Raw genomic sequence first — 18941 nt, forward strand, 5'->3', positions numbered from 1 at the left:
GCTAAAGGTGCTTGGCTTCTTGTTAGCCAACCATTTTTCTTTTTACCTTTAGAGCCTACCACACAACTTGAGTTAAAATAATAAATTGGAAGAATTAGAAAAAATTGTCTCTGAACTAGAAGATATACAACAGTTATACGGGATAGGAGCAGTAGTATTTGTTATAGTATTAGCAATAAGCGGATTTGCCCTTTGGAGCTTTTTCAAAAAACGAATTGAAAAGGTTGCTGAAGGGATTACAGAAAAAAATTTAAAAACCTTTCAATCTGGTATAGATAAAGAATTAGTGAAGTTTAGTACTAAACATCAAAAACAAGTTGATGCTGTACATGATTGCTATCAAAGGTTTCAAGAACTACAGTCATTCGTGAAGTTCTTGGTTTTTGGAGAAAAATTTACAGCACCAATGGACACGAATGATGAAATCAACCACCTTTCTTCTATTAGACTTGAATTCAAAAGAAGTTATAATAGAAATAAGATACTTTTTCCTGTAGCCCTGAATGATAAAATTAAATCTCTTTTTCCAGAGCTAGATAAATTTATACAAGATTATATAGATGGTGTTCTCCCGTGGATTGATTCTGGACAGAATACTGAACAAAGTGAAGGCGAACTAATGGTTGCTGGAATATGGCCTAGTGGTAAACTTGAAGATACACTTGAAGTTATGGAAGAGATAAACAAAGAGATAGAGCTAGAATTTAGAAAAATTTATGGGACAGATGAAAAATAACAATCCATAACATTGTGTATAAGCCATGTTACGATCGACGGCCTAGATCGCCTCATGCACGAGCCATTAGTGGACATTTGAACAAATGATGAGTGAAAAACAGAAATATACAGAGCAGTTGTTGTTGATAATCGAAATACAAAACCGAATAATGACAACCTCACAAAATTTCGATAAGACAACTAAAGATGCTTTTGTAAATCACTCTATGCAGATTAAGGAACTCGCAAATAACAAATCGACTCTAACTCAATTGAAATCTCTGACGAGTGAGGTTTTGACTTTTTGGAAAGAAAGTATTGGGATTGACGTAGAATATTTCTGGACTGAATTGAAAAGCCAGAATATTGCTTTTGAAAGGAGAGATGAACTCAATTTTGCTTTGTCTAAAGGAAGATTTCGAAGAGTTGATCAAGGAATGGCTGCTAGAAAATATTGGGATTCCATGAAGGGAATAAAATCAATAATCAATAGATACACAAACTCCGAAATTCAAAGACTCGGAGAAATAATTGAGCAGGACGAAAAAGGACGATTAAAGATTTTAGAAAAGTGCCTACACAGAAAATCGATTCCACAAACTCAGTATTTAAAGTTTGGAGAGTGCATGGCTTACTTTGGTAATTGTAGACTGTTTAATAATTATTTCGGTGAAGATGAAGTTAAAGAACTCTATGAAATTTGGAAAAGTTTTAAGAGTGAATAGCTTAAAAACTGGCTAAGTATAACCAAAATGGCATTAAAACGGCCATTTAGCTAAACCATTAGCAGTCCCAAAAACCTAAAACGCAAATTAAAGCACCTGTGGAAACTGAGCGATTTATACTGAGAGAAATACTTGAGAGTGATGCGCAGGATATCTTTGAGCTCGACTCAGACCCAGAAGTGCACACCTATTTGGGCAACAAACCGATCAAGAGTATAGAAGAGGCGCAGGGCATCGTCAATTATATTCGGGAGCAGTACAAAGAGAATGGAATCGGGCGATGGGCAGTAATTGATAAGAAAACGCACGAATTTCTGGGTTGGTCGGGATTAAAATATGAAAAAGTCCTACGTAAAAACTTCCCTTATTATGATGTAGGGTATCGGTTAAAGAAGCAGTATTGGGGGAAAGGTGTTGCAACGGAAACCGCAGTAGCAGCATTAGCTTATGGTTTCCAGAAGCTGCACTTGCCTGAGATTTATGCAGCAGCCCATGTCGAGAATATAGCTTCAAATAAAATACTCCAGAAAATAGGGATGAAATTTATTGAGACTTTTGAGTGCGATGGTGTCCTAAATAATTGGTATAAAATAGAAAGACCTGAGGAGCCAATAAAGAAAACCTAACGCTAGTATAGTTACTAGACACAGCCATACATTTGCATCACCTGTCAGGTATAAACAACAATCCTATACCAGAAAAGCCACCGCAAATGCAGTGGCTTTTCTGGTATAGGTATAAGCTGGTGTAGCCTAGTTCAGTCGATTGGCAAGGTATGTCGATACGCCTTCTTTGGTGGCTTGCATCGCGGTTTCGCCTTCTTCCCAGTTGGCGGGGCAAACTTCGCCATTTGTTTCGAAGTACTGTAGGGCATCCACCATACGCAGCGCCTCGTCGATGCTGCGGCCAAGGGGCATGTCGTTCACAACCTGGTGGCGTACAACGCCCTCCATGTCGATCAGGAACAGCCCGCGGTAAGCTACCGGCTCACCTACGAAGATAGACTCGCCTTCTTCGTTATAGTCGTAATAGCCAGCCAGCACGTCGAAGTTCTGGGAGATTGTCTTTGCTGCGTCAGCTACCAGCGGGTAAGTCACGCCTTCAATCCCGCCTTTGTCCTGTGGTGTGTTCAACCAGGCGTAATGCGACATGTGCGTGTCGGTGGAGCAGCCTACTACGGCTACGCCCTTGCGCTCGAAATCAGCCAACCTGTCCTGGAAAGCAAGGATCTCGGTAGGGCATACAAAGGTGAAGTCCATTGGCCAGAAGAAGAACAACACGTGCTTCTTGCCGATGTACTGGTCTAATGAAAAATTTTCCTCGAATTCATCGCCGTTGATAACGGCTGTAGTTTTGAAAGACGGTGCTTTCTTGCCTACTAATACTGCCATATATAAAATTTAAATTTAGTGATCTATTTTGTTGATTTTGAAATGCTAACATGGTTTTCCGGGTCTACCTTCTTGCCGTTCAGCTGCAGGGTATAACCGGTCAGCTCGAAGTTGCGGATGTTGCGGCTGTGCAGAAATGCCTGTAACAACGCGTCCAACTCCCCGTCCTCGAAATCGATAATCTCTTTGGTGTTGCTGCAGTAAATGTGGCTGTGTGCCGTGGTGTTGGCGTCAAAGCGCTTGCCACCCTCCTCCGACAGTACCTTGTGTATCAGGCGCACCTCTGCAAACGTGTCGAGGGTTTTATACACCGTGCCCAGCGAGATGGTGGGGTTAGCGGGCTTCAGCAACTGGTATACCTCCTCCGCCATCGGGTGCCTGCCGTGCAGCTCCATCAGCGCCTCATATACCACAATGCGCTGGTGAGTGGCCTTCAGGCCGCTCTCCAGTAGGCGCTCTCGCAATGTATGTCGGTTCAGGGGATGTTGCATGCTGCTGTTTCTAGCCAGGAATTATTCTCAGTTAGGAAGAATTCCTGCAAAGGTAAGGCGAAGAAGCCAGGGCTGCAACCGATGCGCTTAAATTAAATGTTAAACATCAACTGCCTGTCTCGCGGCAGGGTATGGAACGGCCAGGAAGGGCAGGGCTCGACCAATTTAATTACCAGTAGTAGCGCTCGTTTTTAGATGAACAGGACTTTCACATCTAATCGAAACAAGGAGCAAAAGCAGTCTGCAGCCTGCCGTTGTTGTGTGTTCTCACCAACAACTTGTTGGTCAAAAGACGCAACAAGGGCAGCATTGCGAAAGCCCTGATGCATAGAAACGATTTTTTAGGCCTCATTTCTAATTCTTAATTCTTAATTTCTAATTTCTAATTTCTAATTTTTAATTTGGCAAACCAGTAAGGCGCAGAGAGCACTTCGCTCCCGGCTTCACGTTTTACCGCCCTTTAAAATCAGGCTTGCGCTTTTCCACGAAGGCGGCCATACCCTCTTTCTGGTCGTCGGAGGCAAAGCAGAGGTAGAAGTTCTTGCGCTCGAAATGGAGGCCCTCGTCCAGTTGGGTTTCAAAAGAGCGGTTCACAGCTTCCTTTGCCAGCCTGGCCGCCACCGGCGACATCTGGGCAACGTCTGCAGCCAGTCTGAAGGCCTCTTCGAGGTATAGCTCCACGGGTACAACCCGGTTGATCAGCCCGTGCTTCTCCGCCTCGGCGGCGCTCATAAACTTGCCCGTCAGCACCATCTCCATGGCCTTAGCTTTCCCGATGGCCCGTGTCAGGCGCTGTGTGCCGCCTGCTCCCGGCATCACGCCGATCTTTATCTCGGGCTGCCCAAACGTGGCGGTTTCCGAGGCCACAATCATGTCGCAGGTCATGGCCAGCTCGCAGCCGCCGCCCAGCGCAAAGCCCGACACTGCCGCGATGATCGGCTTTTTTGTTTTCCGGATCTGGTCCCAGGTAGAGAACTGGTCCACGTTCAGCATGTCGATGGCAGTTTTGCCGGCCATTTGTTTGATGTCGGCCCCGGCGGCGAAGGCGCGCTCGTTTCCGGCGATGATGATGGCGCGCACCTGCTCATCGTCATCCAGCTGCTTCAGCGTGTCGCGCAGCTCGCCCATCAGCTGCAGGTTCAGGGCGTTCAGTTCTTTAGGTCTGTTGAGTTGGATCAGGGCGACATGCGGCCGCGCCTGTGGGTCTACAAGTATAAATTCCATGCTGTTTCTGTTTCTCTGGTGATGTGCCTCAAGTTACGGCTTTTCCCGAAAACCCATAAAAAAAGCCCACCGGAAGGGCGGGCAGCAATGGCAGTGGAACGGTGCGCTTAGATAGCGGAAACAGACTCGCTGCTCACTAGTCGGTTATACAGCTGCTGCATGTCCGGGCTGCCGGGTTCGGCGGCGTTAGAAAACGGCGAGAGCGGCATTGGCTTGCTGTTTCCTTTTTTGTTTAAGTCGGTGGTTTTGAAAATTACCCCTGCGATCAGGAGCACGAAGAGGAGGGAAAGCCTGAACATAAATCCAGGGGTGACTTTTTCTGCTGGTTGCATGTTTATTTTAAAGCGTCAGTTTGTTTTACAAGAATTTGCCTATCATCAGGTACCCTTCTGCCCGCGCAAAGTAACTACAAAGAATTGATATAAAGAAGCTATATCGAAGACATTTTCATATTAAGTGCAATTTGCCCTGCCCCGGCCTCATCGGCTTACAAACTGAAAAGTGGTGCGCGTGCGCTGCTCCAGCAATACTTCTTTTTGATATAAAATACTTCCTAAACTGGCTGTGTCATAGTTTTTTACGGTATATAGCGTAAGTGCTGTATTATAGTGGATCACAAACTGATCCTGCAGGGTTTGGATGAGCCCCTGGAGGCGCTCCGGATGGTAATCAGTGCAAATGGAAAAGGAGATGGCCGAGTTCTGCATCAGGTTGATTTTGAGGCGAAGCTCGGAGAGGGCATTGAAGATCGTGCCCAGGTTTTTCTCTGAGATGAACGTGAAATCCTTCACGCTGAACGACACCAGGCACTGGTTTTCTTTAATGATATAGGCTGGCGCAATGTTCTCGAAGCGGCATTCGCAAATCTTGGTGCCCTCGCCCGCCGGGTTCAGGAAAGACTTTACATAGAGCGGAATTTGCTTGTTGGCCAGGGGCTTTATGGTTTTCGGGTGGATGACCGAAGCGCCGTAATAGGCCATCTCCAATGTTTCCTGGTAGGAGATGGTGGGGTAGCGCACGGTATCGGCAAAGTGCTTGGGGTCGGCGTTCAGCAAGCCTTCCACGTCTTTCCAGATATACATGGCGGCGGCGTTGAGGGCATAGGCGAATATGGCGGCGCTGAAATCAGAGCCCTCGCGCCCCAGGGTGGTGGTATGGCCGTCGTTGGTGCCTCCCAAAAAGCCCTGCGTCACCACAATCTGCTGCTCCAGCAGCGCGGGGAGGTCACGGCCGATCAGGCGCTCGGTCCAGGGCCAGTCTACTTTGGCTTCCCGCCAGGTGCTGTCAGTCTGGATATACTTCCGGCTGTCTACCCAGGTGCAGGCAAGACCCTGCTCTTGCAGGAAATGGTGCAGCAGTGTAGAGGAGAGCAGCTCCCCGTAACTCACCAACTGGTCGTAGGCCTTATCGTAGGCGTAGGTGGGCTGTATGGCCCGGAGCATGTCGTGCATTTCGGCGAACAGATGCGACATGCGCTGGTATACCGGATGTTCGGACTCAGGGAACAGGCCCTGCAGCACTTCCTGATGGTATGATTTGGTCTGTTGGTACGCTGGCGCGAAGTCCTGCTGCCGGTATGCCAGGTCTATTGCCAGCTCCAGGGCATTGGTGGTTTTCCCCATCGCCGACACCACGATCAGCAGCTGCCGTTCGCCCCCATACAGCTTTACAATCTGCGCCAGGTTACGGAAGGCTTCGGCATCTCTAACCGAGGCGCCTCCGAATTTATATACTGTGGGTCTGTTTGTGCTCATGCGTTCAAAAATAGCGGTTGTTCCCAACTTTGCCTACAGGTATGGCCCGGAAGGCTGCCTGTGCATAACACCAGCCACGGCCGAGGAAGTATGCCACGGTATGCCGCAGGGGTATACGAGAAAAGGGGGAAAAGGGAGCCTTGCTAGCTGTAGCGAAAACGGATCTCGGCTTTCTGCAGCTCGCGCCGGAGGATCAGGCGGGAGATGCGCTCCGCGATGATTTCCGGCTCCTCGGCCATCATCGCCTCCTTCACTTTGCGCTCATCCACATCGATGCGGTAAAGGATGTGCAGCAGGCGGTTGAAATCGTTTCGGAGCAGGTGCTGAACCAGGTGGGCGATCTTGTAGTGGAGCGCCTCCAGGTCGCGCGCGGGCAGGTGGTCCACATCAAACACTTTCTGCAGGTGGTTGGTCGCGCTGGTCAGGATGGCGGGGGTATACGGCATGTGCTTTCAGGGAATGGCCGTCACAACGAAAAAGCCCCCCGGTTGCGGAGGGCTTTTGGTGCTTAGGCTTGCTCTTCTTCTTTGCTTTTCTCTTGCTCGGCGGCAGGTGCCTCCTCGGTAAAGCCCACAAAGTCTTTCACGATGAAGTACCATATGGCCAGTTTTTTCATGTCCGACACGTATACGCGCTCCTCATCATACTCCGGAAGCAGGTCAGCCATAAAGCTTTTATACTCCTCGTTGCTCGGCTTCTCGCCCAACGGCAGCGTGTCGCCATACTTCTGGTGCATTCTCTCAAACACGTCGGCCAAGGGTATGGTGCCCTCTTCGTCAGTGGTATAGATCGAGATCTCGTCCAGCAGCGACATGCGGTGGCGCGCCTGGGCTACCATGTTTTTCGGGTTTTCCTCCAGGCTTTCTACGATAACACCGGTGCGGGTGGGTTTTACAACCTTAAAAAGGCCACTCATGCCAGCAATGGCAGCAATTTGTCTTAAGTCAATAGGCATAAAAGCGAAAACTAGTATTGGTTAAAGTTTAAACATTATCGGGATGCTGGTATTCAGGCCGTAGCCGGGAGCCTTGAACTTGAGGAGCTTGGCCACGCGCATCGCCTCCTCGCCGGTGCCTGCACCCGCGTTGCGCAGCACCCTGAAGTTAGAGGTAGACCCATCCTCGTTCAGCGTGAAGCTGACAAGGCAGTCTCCCTGCACACGGTTGCGCTTTGCGAGCGCGGGGTACTCAAGCTCGGCGTCAATGGCCGCATACATGCCTTCCAGGCCACCCTCGTGGAACTCTGCCACGGGTATAACCTGACTAGGCACCCATACCTTTTTCTCCTCCTGCGCCGTGGCTGTGAAGGTTACAAAGGCAAAGAAAAGAAACAAAAGTGAGATTTTGGTTTTCATAAGGGTAAACATTTAGATGTCAACTTTACCGGGCACTCCCCGCACAACGCCAAATGCATACCTGCCGAAAGGGGCTGCGTTACGGGTTCTGAACCTGCGCGTTCACGTCTTCAATAAAGTCCAGAATCTCGTCGCGTCCAGTCTTTTTCTCGGCAGAGGTGCGGAACATCTGCGGAAGCTCGTCCCAGGTTTCACGCATTTTACGCTGATAAGCCGCTATGGTTGACTCGGTTTTGCTGGCGGACTGCTTGTCGAGCTTTGTAAATACAAGTACAAAAGGCACCCCGATGGTTCCGAGGTGGTTGATAAAATCAAGGTCCTGCGGCAGGGGCTCGTGCCGCGAGTCGATCAGGGCAAACACGCAGGTGAGGTTCTCGCGTTTCTGAAAGTAGTAGTTGATCATCTTGCGCCAGTCCTCGCGGGAACTCTTGCTTACCTTGGCATAGCCATACCCCGGCAAATCCACCAGATACCAGCTGTTGTTGATCAGGAAATGGTTGATGAGCTGCGTCTTGCCAGGGGCCGAGGAGGTTTTGGCCAGTCCTTTCTGCTGCGTCAGCATGTTGATGAGGGACGACTTGCCCACGTTAGACCTGCCGATGAAGGCATACTCCGGCTTGTCGGGTGCCGGGCACTCTTCTACCCGGGTGTTACTCATCAGGAATTTTGCTTCTTTTATTATCATGTTGCTGGAGTGGTAATATATGCGCTAAGATGCCGGCTGTATGCCCGCAGACCCCGGAAAGCCATCCGGAAAAAGGCAGTCGGCTTTTGGGGGAGGCGGCAATTTACGAATTTATTTGCCCATATAAACCACGGCCCATCCGCCGCCCCCTTGCAGCGGGCCATACCCCGCAAACACTCCCTCATGGTTTACAGGCATTAATACCTGCCGTAGGCTTCATTTACCCAATTTATAGGTGCCGTGAATCAAAAATGATGCAATTTTGCCCCTTGCCCTGCTCGGTATTTCAGCAACCCCTGAAACAGAGGCATAAAACCAACAGAAGAGGAAAGCCCTGCCGGAGTGGGTCACGAGGAAAACCAGACGGTGGGAAGCTATAGGGGGCATGGGCAGAAAGCGTTTTTTAATATTTATTAATTAGTATATTTGCAGGTTCAAAAAAATATAGATAATATTCTAATTTAGTAATGTATGTTTGCAAAAGCGTTGGCATAAATCGGGTGATCGTGGGGCGCCGGCGTCGGGACAGGGCAGGGGAATATTCGAAATAAGGTAGAAATTGAATATACCATTTTTAATATCAAACGTATAGAAGCGAGATCAGCACTCAGGTAAGACGTACCTTGCACTTCCGCTCTTTCATACTATCATCAACTAAAATTCAAGGAAAGTATAACAAACCCCTTTACACATGAATCAATTAGCCAAATCATTTTCGCGGTTCTCAATGCTGCTGGTCTTTATCTGTCTACTGGCAGCCTCTGCCATGGGCCAAAGCACCAGAAAGCAATTGCGGGCTGCAAATAAATTCTTTGACAAAGAGAACTACCGGGAGGCCTTGCCGCTGTATGAGCAGGTGCTTGCTTCGGACCAGGACAACGCGGAGGCGCTCTTCCGAGCGGGTGTCAGCTACATGACCTTCGACAAAGAGAAGGCGGCCGACTACCTTTACCGTGCCCAGAAGCTGAAGCCAAAAGTTGACCGCGACCTGGAGTACTGGCTTGGCCGCGTAGACCACATCAACTACCGCTTCGACAGCGCCATCGAGCACTTTCAGACCTATCAGAAAGACATCCCGAAGCGCAACGATGAGCGCCGCGCAGAGGTGGCGCAGCTGATTCAGTATGCCAAGAACGCCAAGCGCGAGACAGCTAACCCGAAGGACGTTTTTGTGAACAACCTGGGCGACCACGTGAACACGGCCTACTCCGAGCATAGCCCCGTGATTTCTTCTGACTACAACTACCTGCTCTTCACGTCGCGCAGCTCGGCCTCCACTGGTGGCCAGGAAGCCCAGGACGGCGAGTACTATGAGGATATTTTTGAGACAAACCGCGTGAGCACCGATGAGTGGGAAAAGCCGCGCAGCGTGCCGGGTGCCCTGAACAGCCGCGGCCACGATGCCTCTATCCAGCTTTTTGACAACGACACGAAGCTGCTGCTTTACCAATCAGAGAACAACGGCGACATCATGGTTTCTGAGCGCCAGTCAGACGGTACGTGGGGAGCCCCCAAGAGCATCAGCGACAAGGTAAACTCACGCGACTTTGAGTCCGACGCATACATCACCCCGGATGGCACCACGCTGTTTTACTCTACAAACCATTACTCCGAAAACGGTGACCTGAACATCTACATGATTCAGCGCATCGTGAACGGCACCTGGGGCACCCCCAAGAGCCTGGGCAACACCATCAACACCGAGTTTGACGACGATAGCCCATACCTGGCCAGCGACGGCACGCTCTATTTCTCCTCCCGCGGGCACAACTCAATGGGTGGCTACGATATCTTCTCTGCCAAGTATGACTCTGTTGCCAGACGTTGGGCACGACCGGTTAACCTCGGCTCCCCGATCAACACGCCGGATGACGACACGTATTACCGCCTTTCCCCGGATGGCAGCTATGCCTACCTGTCGTCTTACCGCATCGGCGGCTACGGCGAAAAAGACATCTACACGATCAGCTACATCAAGAACACAGGCCTGAAAGGGCAGGTGTTTACGAAGGCCGACAGTATACTGGTGCCGGGTGTGGAGCTGATCTTCAACGGTCTGCAGGCCGACAAGCGCCCGATCTCATACCGCGATGTAACGAAGCCTGACTCTGCCTCTTTTAACGTGCAGGTGCTTTCGGGCAGAAAATACCAGGTGCAGTTGTCCAGAGACGGCCGCGTGATCGAGACGCAGGAAATTGAGGTGCCGGCCGTAATCACTGAGGCCGAAGCCATTACCCAGAACTTCTACATCGACTTTATCGACACCACGGGCGTGCTTGCGCCTGGAACGTACGCCATGAAGCCGGTTTACTTTGACCTGGATGAGTATGACCTGCGTGCGGAGTCTATCACAGAACTGGAGAACATCCTGCGCATCATGAAGGCCAACCCGACGATCAACATCAGCATCGAGGGCCATACCGACGCGCGTGCCACTGACGGCTACAACATGACGCTGGGCCAGAACCGCGCGGACGCCGCTTACGACTACCTGGTGGGCAAAGGCATTTCGCCGAAGCGCCTGGTAACCGTGACGTATGGCGAGCGCCGCCCTGCCGTGCCGAACACATCGGAGGAAAACATGCAGCTGAACAGAAGAACGGAGTTTAAGGTGCTGCCGCGCCAGGATGACGCCGTTATGAAGTAATAGTCGCTTTAACAGATTAAGTGCCTGAGGCAGACGCCATAGGGTATAAAAAAAGCAGGTCGGAGCGTTCTCCGGCCTGCTTTTTTTATATTTTGGAACATAAACCGTGGAATATAGTTTTGGTAGCGTAATTTTGCCGGAACTTTACCTTACAAAAAACGCATGGCGGTACTACCTTACAAAGACCAAAATGACGACAAAAAGTCGCAAGTGGCCACAATGTTTAACAACATCGCCGCCAGGTACGACTTCCTCAACCACTTCCTGAGCGCGGGCATCGACATTGTCTGGAGAAAGAAGGCCGTGCGCCTGCTGGCTCCCGAAAAGCCAAAGCTGGTGCTCGACATTGCCACTGGCACGGCAGACTTCGCCATTGAGACGCTGCGCCTGAACCCGGACAAAATCATCGGGGTAGACATCTCGGAGGGGATGTTGGCCGTAGGACGGGAGAAACTGGCAAAAAAGGGGCTGACGGGCAAAATCGAGCTGCAGTACGGAGACTCGGAGAACCTGCCCTTCGCCGACAATACCTTCGACGCGATAACGGTGGCGTTTGGGGTGCGGAATTTTGAGAACCTGGAGAAAGGCCTCGCAGACATGTACCGGGTGCTGAAGCCCGGCGGAACGGCGGTGGTGCTGGAATTCTCGAAGCCGCGCAGCTTTCCGATGAAACAACTTTACCAATTTTATTTCAAGAATATACTACCGGTTGTAGGCAAGATCGTTTCTAAGGACAACGCGGCCTATACCTACCTGCCGGCATCGGTGCAGGCATTCCCGGATGGGCAGCAATTTCTCAGTATTTACCAAAAAGTCGGATTCAAAAGCACAAAATGGCATTCACTCACATTTGGCATCAGCTCTATTTACATAGGCAAAAAATAACGGTAGCCGGCTTGCTGGCCTTGGCGCTGCTGGGCGGCACCACCGCATCGGCCCAACGCAAGATCAGAGACCTGAACAAGCCGGGCTACGACGAGCGGCCGGTGCATTATGGCTTTTACCTGGCTCTGCCCTATACGGGGTATAACCTGCAGCACTCCCAGGCATACGCCGACCAGTTTATAACCGACCCGAACGGCACAAACGCTGTGAGCGTGAACACAAAAAAAAGCCTTGGCTTTTATACCGGGCTGGTACTGAACGTGCGCATTGCCGATTACCTTGATGCGCGCTTTGTGCCGGGCGTTGGGTTCTATAACCGCAGTATCGAGTTTGCTAACGTGCGCCCGGAAGATGGCGGCGAGCCCATCGACGACACGCAGTCCATCAACTCTACCATGATTGAGCTTCCGGTGCTGCTGAAGTATAAAGCCAAGCGCCGCTCGAACTACCGCCCCTACCTGGTGGCAGGTATAAAACCGGGCATTGACCTGGGGAAGGGGAAAAATACCGTGGACGACGAAGCCAGGCAACTGCAGGTGGAGAGTTTCGACCTTGCGCTGGAGTATGGTATTGGGCTGGACATCTTTTACCCCTACTTTAAGTTTGCCCCGGAGCTGCGCTTTTCGCACGGGTTGCTTAACCAGCACATACCTGTTGCAAACAGCGATTATAGCAACTTTATCCAGAAGACGACCAACCATAATATTTCACTGATACTTTTCTTTGAGTAAGGATCATGTCTAAAATTGCATTGATAACCGGGGCCACCTCCGGCATAGGCCATGCTACCGCGCTGGAACTGGCCAAAAAAGGATACCGCATCATCGCCACCGGGCGCCGCGCCGAGCGTCTGGAAGAGTTGAAGCAGCAATTGGCCGATGTTCCGGTGTATACCCTCACCTTTGATGTGCGCGACAACGCCGCCGTGCAGCAGGCCATCGCATCGCTTCCTGAAGCCTGGCGGCAGGTGGAGGTGTTGGTGAACAACGCAGGAAACGCCCACGGCCTGGCCCCAATCCAGGAAGGTTCTGTGGAGGACTGGGACGCCATGATCGACATCAACGTGAAAGGGCTTTTGTATGTGACCAAGGCAGTGCTGCCGCTCATGCTGGCGCACCAGAAAGGCCATATCGTCAACATTGGCTCCATCGCGGGCAAGGAGGTATACCCTAACGGGAACGTGTACAGCGCCTCTAAATTTGCCGTCGATGCCCTTACCCGGGGCATGCGTATCGACCTGGTGCAGGAAGGGATCCGGGTGTCTGAGGTAAATCCGGGGCTGGTGGAAACCGAGTTTTCGGAGGTGCGCTTCAAAGGCGACAAAGAGCGCGCGGCATCAGTCTACAAAGGGTTGGATGCCTTGCAGGCTCAGGATATTGCCGAGCTGATCGCGTTTATAGTAACGCGCCCCGCGCACGTGAACCTGGCAGAGGTGCTGGTGCTGCCCACGGCACAGGCCGCAGCCACTATACTGCACAAGAAGCAGTAAGTATAACAGGGACATAAGACACAAGTATCAAGACATAAGACACAAGTATCAGGACACAAGTATCAAGACACAAGATAAAATTTGCTTAGTAGCCAAGCTAAAAAGAAGAAGGGGCGACACTAGATGGTGTCGCCCCTTTTGCTATGGGTATAGGGTATAGGTGGGGTGGGGCTTGACTTTTTTAGAAGTAGTTTGGCCAGTGTATACCCATACCAATGGATGGTCGCATATTGCCTTGCCTTTCAAGTAATGCAATTCCCCTCGTGGGGGTAGGGGCGGGTTATTTTTTGCTTCTTCCTGATGAGCAAGCCCAAATGCGCTGAATCTATTTGATAATGGTAAAATAAGCCCATTATCGAATGGATTAAGCGCAGTAAAGTATTTTCGTGCAGTGTTTATTGCCTACTGTTACAAACTGCCCTCTTTTGTCCCCCTTTGAAGGTAGGGCCGTTAAGTTCTAAGAATTTGCACCATGTCTTCACGTAAAGATTTAATATAGCAGAAAAACGATTCTCCCCTTGAGGGGAGTTAGAGGGGTGTTTGCTCTTTGCGAAAGGTTATTTTTGCCGGCTTTACACCCCTGCGGTCCCCTCAAGGGGACAATTTTCGTTAGAACTTAACGGCCCTACCCTTTGAAGGGGGTTGGGGGATGACACTCCCTACGGACAATCTACTGTGCGATATATTAGAAGCTGTTTCTCATCAGGCAAGAGCAGGAAAGGTGCTTCCGGCCGCCTCTCATCCCCCTGCCCCCTTCTTCGTCGAGGGCCCCTACCCCCAAGGGGGACTTTTACAGACTGTGCGGCCTTCTATTTGACTGCGCTGAATCTTTTTGATAACGGTATTATTAGTTGAGGTAATAATGGAGCAGCCAGCCTTCGGCGTCAAAGTCTTTGGCTTTTAGGTCGTCGTCTATCTCCACGGTGGTATGCTTGTCCACCTCGTAGGTGTTCCGGTACTTGGTGTCGATGAGCAGCACCTGTTTGCCCAGCTTGCTGCCCTGGCCTTCCACCTGATAGCTGTCTTCCCCGGCTCCGCCCCAGACGGATATTTTCAGGTTCGGCCGGACGTTGCCACTGATGCTGAAGTGATCGTCGCCGTTTAACCCGTATAGCCGGATCTCCTCGGTGTCATCGGCTTCGAAAGTCCTTTCGTAGCGCAGCTCCCTTTCGTCGCCCTTTTTGTTTGTCTTATACATCCGCACCCGCACCTGTTCCGGAGAGAGTACCGCCACCTCAAAGCGCTCGTGCTTGTCTGTGCCCACCACCTGCACAGTGGAAGCCAGCGTAGAATAGTAGCTGTAGGCCGCATCCAGCAGCCCGTCGCGGCGACTTCGGAGCATTTTTTTGATGGCGGGAGCCGAGACAGCGGCCACTGGCTCCGGCATGGCCCGGAAGCCTTGCTCGATCACCTCGTCAGTCAAGGCGTGTTGCACGCTGTCCACCATTTCCTCCCAGTCTTTCCAGTCCAGCTCTGCCAGGATGAGCTCGTCCAGGTTGCGGCCGCTGCGGTTCAGCTTCTCCACGTTCTCAATCTTGCTCCGGAATGTCTGAAAGTGCGGTTTGAGGTTCAGTTGCATAAACAGCCAGGGAATGGGCGCGTCGTTGAGCCGGTAAAACACATTGTCGCGGTCGCGGGGAATGGCTTTGTACGTGTATGCCTTTGGGGCATGCGCTTCCTCGGCCCAACGCCAGTTGTCCTCATGGCGGCTCCAGTCACCGATCAGCATGTCGAAGAGGCGGGCTTTGAGGTAAAAGCGGGCATCGAAGTAAGAGTCGTTGTCGGAGAGGCGCTCCGTAATGGCCGACCGGCTGCTTTTGACATGGCTGGCCCTGCCCATGGGGGCATAGTCAGACTGGTCGCCGCTGGGCCTGCGCTCGAGCAGCGCAAGGGTGCCGCCCATCGTCTTCTTGAACTTCCCCAACCGCGCGTCGTGGGGCACATACACCAGCTCCGGCACTACATAGTACATGCCCAGGGCATCTGCCATGGCCGGCAGCACCAGGGCGGCGTATGGGTGCGTGGCCGAGGTGGCGTCGCGGGCAATGTTGGCCAGGTAGCTGCGCTGCCATTTCTCGGGCAGGCTACTGGCGGGCTCTTTGTCTACGGAGCGCAGCACGTACTCCGTTCCGGCGGTATCCTGGAGGTGAAGGCTTATGGACTGCCTGCTGCCCCCCAGCCGAACCGGGGTGAGGCCACCGTGCGCGGTGCCCAGGTCCAGCACAGGTACCGTGACCGGAGTGGTCCATACATCCCGGTAGTGCTTGCCATAGAAGAAGGTGTGCAGTTTGCTGCGCTTGTAATGGGTGCCCGCGGCCACCGTCACGGTACTGTCTTTGTAGCTCACTGGGGCCAGAGAGGTTGTGTCGGCGGGGAAGGGGATTTGCTGCACGCTGTGTTCGAAGCGGTCGCTGCAGCCGCTCGTACCCAGCAGGGCGAACACGAGTAGCGAAAGGAGGTATGGTGGTTTCAAAAGATTCATGCAGATGTCGTACAATTTTTATTTCGGTCAGAGAGTGATCTACGGCAACGCTTGTCGGGTTGCCGGTATACCGGGGGTATAAGACCGGTCAAAAGCCCTCCCTGTCGAACGCGTGAACGCGCACGTCGCTAGTGCGCTTGTCTTTGGTTTCCGGGCCTGCCTTCAGCTCGGTGCCGCGCTCGGTGTCGTATACCCAGGTCTTTTTGCCCCAGCCACCTACTTTGGAGGTGTCGGTAATCTCATCCTCGCCGCGGCCTCCCACAATCTTTACCTTAATGCCTTTGCCAGCCTTGCCGGTCACCTTAAAGTCATCATCTCCGGCCAGACCGTGCAGCGTGATCAGCTCGGTTTCGGAACGGAAGAATACACGGTGATAGGTAATGATGTCGTCGGACTTGCGGCGGACGGTTACCTCTGTTTCCTCGTCGTTCAGGCGCTTCACTTCAAACGTGTCTTCCACGTCAGTGCCAACTACCAGCACCTCTTTGGCAAGTATCTTATAAAACTCTTCGGCGGCTTTGGGTAGTGCATCTCTGCGGCTAATTAATTTGCGCTGCGTGGCCGGGCCCACCAGTTCATACACGGAACTGGGGAACTGCTGCACTGCTTCCGCGATCACCTGGTCGGTAATCTGCTTCTGCAGCACGTGCGCCAACGAGTCGAACTGCTGCCGGGTCAGGGCGGAAAGCCCCCGCTCATCGATAAACCTGGAGTTCATGGTCAGGGCGTATACATCGTTAAACTCATCATCAAAAGACTCGAACTTGCGGATAGCCCAGTTACGGCTGAAAATCCAGGGAATGATGCCATCCTGAAAACGGTAGTACATGTTATCGCGGTCTTTGGGGATGGGGCGGTAGATGCGGATGCCGTTCTCGTTGTACTGTGCCCATTCCCACTGGCCCTCGTGCCGGTCCCAGTCATGGATCAGGATGTCGAAGAGGCGTGCTTTGGCAAAGGCTACCTGGTCTATAAACACGTCGTTGTCGCCATAGCGGTTGTTCAGCACCGTGCCCGATCCGTCTATGTCCACGGCCTTGCCCATCTGTGCGGTAATAGTTTTATCGCCGTCAAATTTTTCCTCCAGCAGGTATACCTTATCCCCGAAGCGTTCTTTGTGCTCTCCGAACGCGCTGTCGTTGGGGCGCACATACACCAGCCGGGGGGTAGAATGCATGATGCCAGCGGCGGCAGCCATGGGCGGCGCCGTGAGCGCGGCATAGGGGTTGATGGCAGAAATCTGGTCGCGAAGCACATTGGCCGCAAATGTCTTGCGCCATACCTTCGGCAGTACGCGGATGGGGTCTTTGTCGAGAGAGCGGAGCGCGTAGGTAAACGCGCTGGAGTCGGCCAGGGTCATGCTGGTTGTCTGAAAGCCACCGCCGATCTCTTTCACAGTCAGGCCACCGTGCGCCGTGTTCAGGTCCAGCACAGGCGCTGTTACCGGAGCGTTCCACACGGGGCGGTAGTGCGTCCCCCACAAGATGCGGTGAAGGAAGCCGCGGCTGTAGTGCTTACCGGCTTTCACGGTAACGCTGTCTACCGCCTCAGGTGACTGCTGCAGTTGCGTGCGCACGGCGGCATCGACGAGCGGGGTGCTGGCAAAGAAATTCTTTCGGGCGCAGCCAGCAGACAGGGTTAGGAGGAGCACAAGTAAACCTTGCACAGGGTGCATTCTCATACAAGAGTCTTCATATTTTGTGACTCTATATAACGTAATTCAGCTATAATGTTTTCACTCATTTTTAGGATGAAATTTTAAGTGAACAGGCGTCTGGTGTAAGGCAACGGTAGCTTTTTGAAAGGGGATGGATGCTGGAATATATTCTTTGGCTATAAGGGTATTTTGTTCCTCTGCCCTCTTCTGCTTTATTAGCGCGAGGAGCCATACAATTCGTGGCCAATGAAACACGGTGACATGAGTATAATACGAAATCGTAAACGACAACCTTAGCCTCGTTGCCCCGGATGTGCGGAAGTATGGCGTGGAGGTATACGGGCAAGTTAAGCTGTAGCGAGGGCCGATTTCAGGCATTGGGCAGAAAAGAAGCGCGCCCGCTACAACTGTGGCGGGCGCGCTTTGTTTTATATCGGGCCGGGTTACGGAATCCAGGGGATGTCTTTGAAGTTTGGCTTGCGCTTCTCCAGAAAGGCGTTTCGGCCTTCTTTGGCCTCGTCCGTCATGTAAGCTAGGCGCGTGGCTTCCCCGGCGAACACCTGCTGGCCTACCATACCATCGTCTGTGGCGTTGAAGGCAAATTTCAGCATTTTGATGGATGTCGGTGATTTCTGCAGGATCTCCTGCGCCCAGGCGTAAGCGGTGTCCTCCAGCTCCTCGTGCGGCACCACGGCATTCACCATACCCATGTCGTAGGCCTCTTGCGCGGAGTAGTTGCGGCCCAGGAAGAAGATTTCGCGGGCGCGTTTCTGGCCCACCATTTTGGCCAGGTACGCAGAGCCATACCCCCCATCGAAGCTGGTTACGTCGGCATCGGTTTGCTTGAAGATCGCGTGTTCTTTGCTGGCCAGCGTCAGGTCGCAGACCACGTGCAGGGAATGGCCGCCGCCCACGCACCAGCCCGGCACCACGGCAATCACCACCTTCGGCATAAAGCGCATCAGGCGCTGCACTTCCAGTATGTTCAGGCGCGGCATACCGGCCTCGTCCACATACCCCTGGTGCCCACGCGCGTTCTGGTCGCCGCCGCTGCAGAAGGAGTAGATGCCGTCTTTGGTAGAAGGGCCCTCAGCAGAGAGCAGCACCACACCAATAGACGTGTCCTCGCGGGCATCCAAAAACGCCTCGAACAGTTCTGCCACCGTTTTCGGGCGGAACGCGTTGCGCACGTTCGGGCGGTTAAAAGCGATACGGGCCACGCCATCCGCTTTTTTATAGGTTATATCCTCGTATTCCTTTACGGTTTTCCAGTTTATCTTGCTCATAACACAGAATTAAAAGCCAAAGGTAGCCTTTTCTGCGCAGTGGCTCAACTGGTATTTTAGCTGTTGGTTTGGTTGATGTTTGCCTGAATTTTAAAGCTATTTTTGGATTAGGTGGGATGTGTTTGTAACGTTTAATGAAGCCGAAGCACGAAGC

19 protein-coding genes are annotated in these 18941 nt (G+C 52.1%); 7 read left to right on the forward strand and 12 right to left on the reverse strand.

Annotated features, from left to right (window positions below; genetic code table 11):
* Positions 1-85: 85 nt before the first annotated feature.
* From MKJ04_RS16510 to MKJ04_RS16520, 3 genes are all read left to right on the forward strand, one after another.
* On the forward strand, positions 86-736 hold the full coding sequence (locus MKJ04_RS16510) for a hypothetical protein (RefSeq protein ID WP_241642766.1): 651 nt from the start codon (positions 86-88) through the stop codon (positions 734-736).
* A gap of 85 nt (positions 737-821) precedes the next feature.
* Positions 822-1442 (forward strand): hypothetical protein, encoded by a 621-nt coding sequence (locus MKJ04_RS16515; protein ID WP_241642767.1) that lies wholly within the window; start codon positions 822-824, stop codon positions 1440-1442.
* 98 nt (positions 1443-1540) lie between these two features.
* A complete protein-coding gene (locus MKJ04_RS16520; protein ID WP_241642768.1) occupies positions 1541-2068 on the forward strand; it encodes a GNAT family N-acetyltransferase in 528 nt (175 codons plus the stop codon).
* Between the two features lie 126 nt (positions 2069-2194).
* Here MKJ04_RS16520 and MKJ04_RS16525 read toward each other — a convergent pair whose 3' ends face one another.
* The 9 genes from MKJ04_RS16525 to yihA all read right to left on the reverse strand — a co-directional run bounded on the left by MKJ04_RS16525 (position 2195) and on the right by yihA (position 8341).
* Positions 2195-2833 carry a peroxiredoxin gene (locus MKJ04_RS16525; protein WP_241642769.1) on the reverse strand — a complete coding sequence of 213 codons (639 nt, stop codon included), beginning with the start codon at positions 2831-2833 and terminating at the stop codon, positions 2195-2197.
* Positions 2834-2856: 23 nt separating this feature from the next.
* Positions 2857-3297 carry a Fur family transcriptional regulator gene (locus tag MKJ04_RS16530; RefSeq protein ID WP_241642770.1) on the reverse strand — a complete coding sequence of 147 codons (441 nt, stop codon included), beginning with the start codon at positions 3295-3297 and terminating at the stop codon, positions 2857-2859.
* Between the two features lie 477 nt (positions 3298-3774).
* Positions 3775-4548, reverse strand: coding sequence for an enoyl-CoA hydratase-related protein (locus tag MKJ04_RS16535; protein WP_241642771.1), 774 nt, complete (start codon positions 4546-4548; stop codon positions 3775-3777).
* Positions 4549-4655: 107 nt separating this feature from the next.
* Complete coding sequence (locus MKJ04_RS16540) at positions 4656-4880, reverse strand: hypothetical protein (protein WP_241642772.1); 225 nt, start codon at positions 4878-4880, stop codon at positions 4656-4658.
* Positions 4881-5027: 147 nt separating this feature from the next.
* Positions 5028-6302 (reverse strand): aspartate kinase, encoded by a 1275-nt coding sequence (locus tag MKJ04_RS16545; RefSeq protein WP_241642773.1) that lies wholly within the window; start codon positions 6300-6302, stop codon positions 5028-5030.
* A 143-nt stretch (positions 6303-6445) separates the two neighbouring features.
* Positions 6446-6748: a hypothetical protein gene (locus MKJ04_RS16550; RefSeq protein WP_241642774.1), complete on the reverse strand. Its 303-nt coding sequence runs from the start codon at positions 6746-6748 to the stop codon at positions 6446-6448.
* 62 nt (positions 6749-6810) lie between these two features.
* The gene (locus MKJ04_RS16555; protein WP_241642775.1) at positions 6811-7257 is read right to left on the reverse strand and encodes a DUF5606 domain-containing protein; all 447 of its coding nucleotides are present in this window, start codon (positions 7255-7257) and stop codon (positions 6811-6813) included.
* A gap of 21 nt (positions 7258-7278) precedes the next feature.
* Complete coding sequence (locus MKJ04_RS16560) at positions 7279-7656, reverse strand: energy transducer TonB (protein WP_241642776.1); 378 nt, start codon at positions 7654-7656, stop codon at positions 7279-7281.
* 79 nt (positions 7657-7735) lie between these two features.
* Positions 7736-8341, reverse strand: a complete 606-nt coding sequence (yihA, locus tag MKJ04_RS16565; protein WP_241642777.1) for a ribosome biogenesis GTP-binding protein YihA/YsxC — start codon at positions 8339-8341, stop codon at positions 7736-7738.
* Between the two features lie 691 nt (positions 8342-9032).
* Between yihA and MKJ04_RS16570 the strand changes: the two genes are divergently transcribed.
* From MKJ04_RS16570 to MKJ04_RS16585, 4 genes are all read left to right on the forward strand, one after another.
* On the forward strand, positions 9033-10988 hold the full coding sequence (locus tag MKJ04_RS16570; protein ID WP_241642778.1) for an OmpA family protein: 1956 nt from the start codon (positions 9033-9035) through the stop codon (positions 10986-10988).
* A gap of 162 nt (positions 10989-11150) precedes the next feature.
* Positions 11151-11873: a bifunctional demethylmenaquinone methyltransferase/2-methoxy-6-polyprenyl-1,4-benzoquinol methylase UbiE gene (gene ubiE, locus MKJ04_RS16575; RefSeq protein WP_241642779.1), complete on the forward strand. Its 723-nt coding sequence runs from the start codon at positions 11151-11153 to the stop codon at positions 11871-11873.
* Complete coding sequence (locus tag MKJ04_RS16580; protein WP_241642780.1) at positions 11822-12604, forward strand: porin family protein; 783 nt, start codon at positions 11822-11824, stop codon at positions 12602-12604. Before ubiE ends, MKJ04_RS16580 begins: the two co-directional genes overlap by 52 nt.
* A 5-nt stretch (positions 12605-12609) precedes the next feature.
* Positions 12610-13362 (forward strand): SDR family NAD(P)-dependent oxidoreductase, encoded by a 753-nt coding sequence (locus tag MKJ04_RS16585; RefSeq protein ID WP_241642781.1) that lies wholly within the window; start codon positions 12610-12612, stop codon positions 13360-13362.
* Positions 13363-14209: 847 nt separating this feature from the next.
* On the opposite strand, the gene MKJ04_RS16590 is transcribed toward MKJ04_RS16585, so the two are convergent.
* From MKJ04_RS16590 to MKJ04_RS16600, 3 genes are all read right to left on the reverse strand, one after another.
* Positions 14210-15844, reverse strand: coding sequence for a hypothetical protein (locus MKJ04_RS16590; protein ID WP_241642782.1), 1635 nt, complete (start codon positions 15842-15844; stop codon positions 14210-14212).
* Between the two features lie 88 nt (positions 15845-15932).
* Positions 15933-17495, reverse strand: a complete 1563-nt coding sequence (locus tag MKJ04_RS16595) for a hypothetical protein (protein ID WP_241642783.1) — start codon at positions 17493-17495, stop codon at positions 15933-15935.
* A gap of 449 nt (positions 17496-17944) precedes the next feature.
* Entirely contained in the window at positions 17945-18787 is an 843-nt protein-coding gene (locus tag MKJ04_RS16600; protein ID WP_241642784.1) for a 1,4-dihydroxy-2-naphthoyl-CoA synthase, read from the reverse strand.
* Positions 18788-18941 lie beyond the last annotated feature (154 nt).

The organism is Pontibacter sp. E15-1 (assembly GCF_022601975.1).
Lineage (GTDB): Bacteria > Bacteroidota > Bacteroidia > Cytophagales > Hymenobacteraceae > Pontibacter.

What these genes read in the sequence shown, in the direction of transcription:
- MKJ04_RS16545 (WP_241642773.1), bottom strand. Translation starts at nt 6,302, where the DNA reads ATGAGCACAAACAGACCCACAGTATATAAATTCGGAGGCGCCTCGGTT.
- ubiE (WP_241642779.1), top strand. Translation starts at nt 11,151, where the DNA reads ATGGCGGTACTACCTTACAAAGACCAAAATGACGACAAAAAGTCGCAA.
- MKJ04_RS16535 (WP_241642771.1), bottom strand. Translation starts at nt 4,548, where the DNA reads ATGGAATTTATACTTGTAGACCCACAGGCGCGGCCGCATGTCGCCCTG.
- MKJ04_RS16585 (WP_241642781.1), top strand. Translation starts at nt 12,610, where the DNA reads ATGTCTAAAATTGCATTGATAACCGGGGCCACCTCCGGCATAGGCCAT.
- MKJ04_RS16580 (WP_241642780.1), top strand. Translation starts at nt 11,822, where the DNA reads ATGGCATTCACTCACATTTGGCATCAGCTCTATTTACATAGGCAAAAA.
- MKJ04_RS16550 (WP_241642774.1), bottom strand. Translation starts at nt 6,748, where the DNA reads ATGCCGTATACCCCCGCCATCCTGACCAGCGCGACCAACCACCTGCAG.
- MKJ04_RS16515 (WP_241642767.1), top strand. Translation starts at nt 822, where the DNA reads ATGATGAGTGAAAAACAGAAATATACAGAGCAGTTGTTGTTGATAATC.
- MKJ04_RS16540 (WP_241642772.1), bottom strand. Translation starts at nt 4,880, where the DNA reads ATGCAACCAGCAGAAAAAGTCACCCCTGGATTTATGTTCAGGCTTTCC.
- yihA (WP_241642777.1), bottom strand. Translation starts at nt 8,341, where the DNA reads ATGATAATAAAAGAAGCAAAATTCCTGATGAGTAACACCCGGGTAGAA.
- MKJ04_RS16560 (WP_241642776.1), bottom strand. Translation starts at nt 7,656, where the DNA reads ATGAAAACCAAAATCTCACTTTTGTTTCTTTTCTTTGCCTTTGTAACC.
- MKJ04_RS16525 (WP_241642769.1), bottom strand. Translation starts at nt 2,833, where the DNA reads ATGGCAGTATTAGTAGGCAAGAAAGCACCGTCTTTCAAAACTACAGCC.
- MKJ04_RS16600 (WP_241642784.1), bottom strand. Translation starts at nt 18,787, where the DNA reads ATGAGCAAGATAAACTGGAAAACCGTAAAGGAATACGAGGATATAACC.
- MKJ04_RS16555 (WP_241642775.1), bottom strand. Translation starts at nt 7,257, where the DNA reads ATGCCTATTGACTTAAGACAAATTGCTGCCATTGCTGGCATGAGTGGC.
- MKJ04_RS16590 (WP_241642782.1), bottom strand. Translation starts at nt 15,844, where the DNA reads ATGAATCTTTTGAAACCACCATACCTCCTTTCGCTACTCGTGTTCGCC.
- MKJ04_RS16570 (WP_241642778.1), top strand. Translation starts at nt 9,033, where the DNA reads ATGAATCAATTAGCCAAATCATTTTCGCGGTTCTCAATGCTGCTGGTC.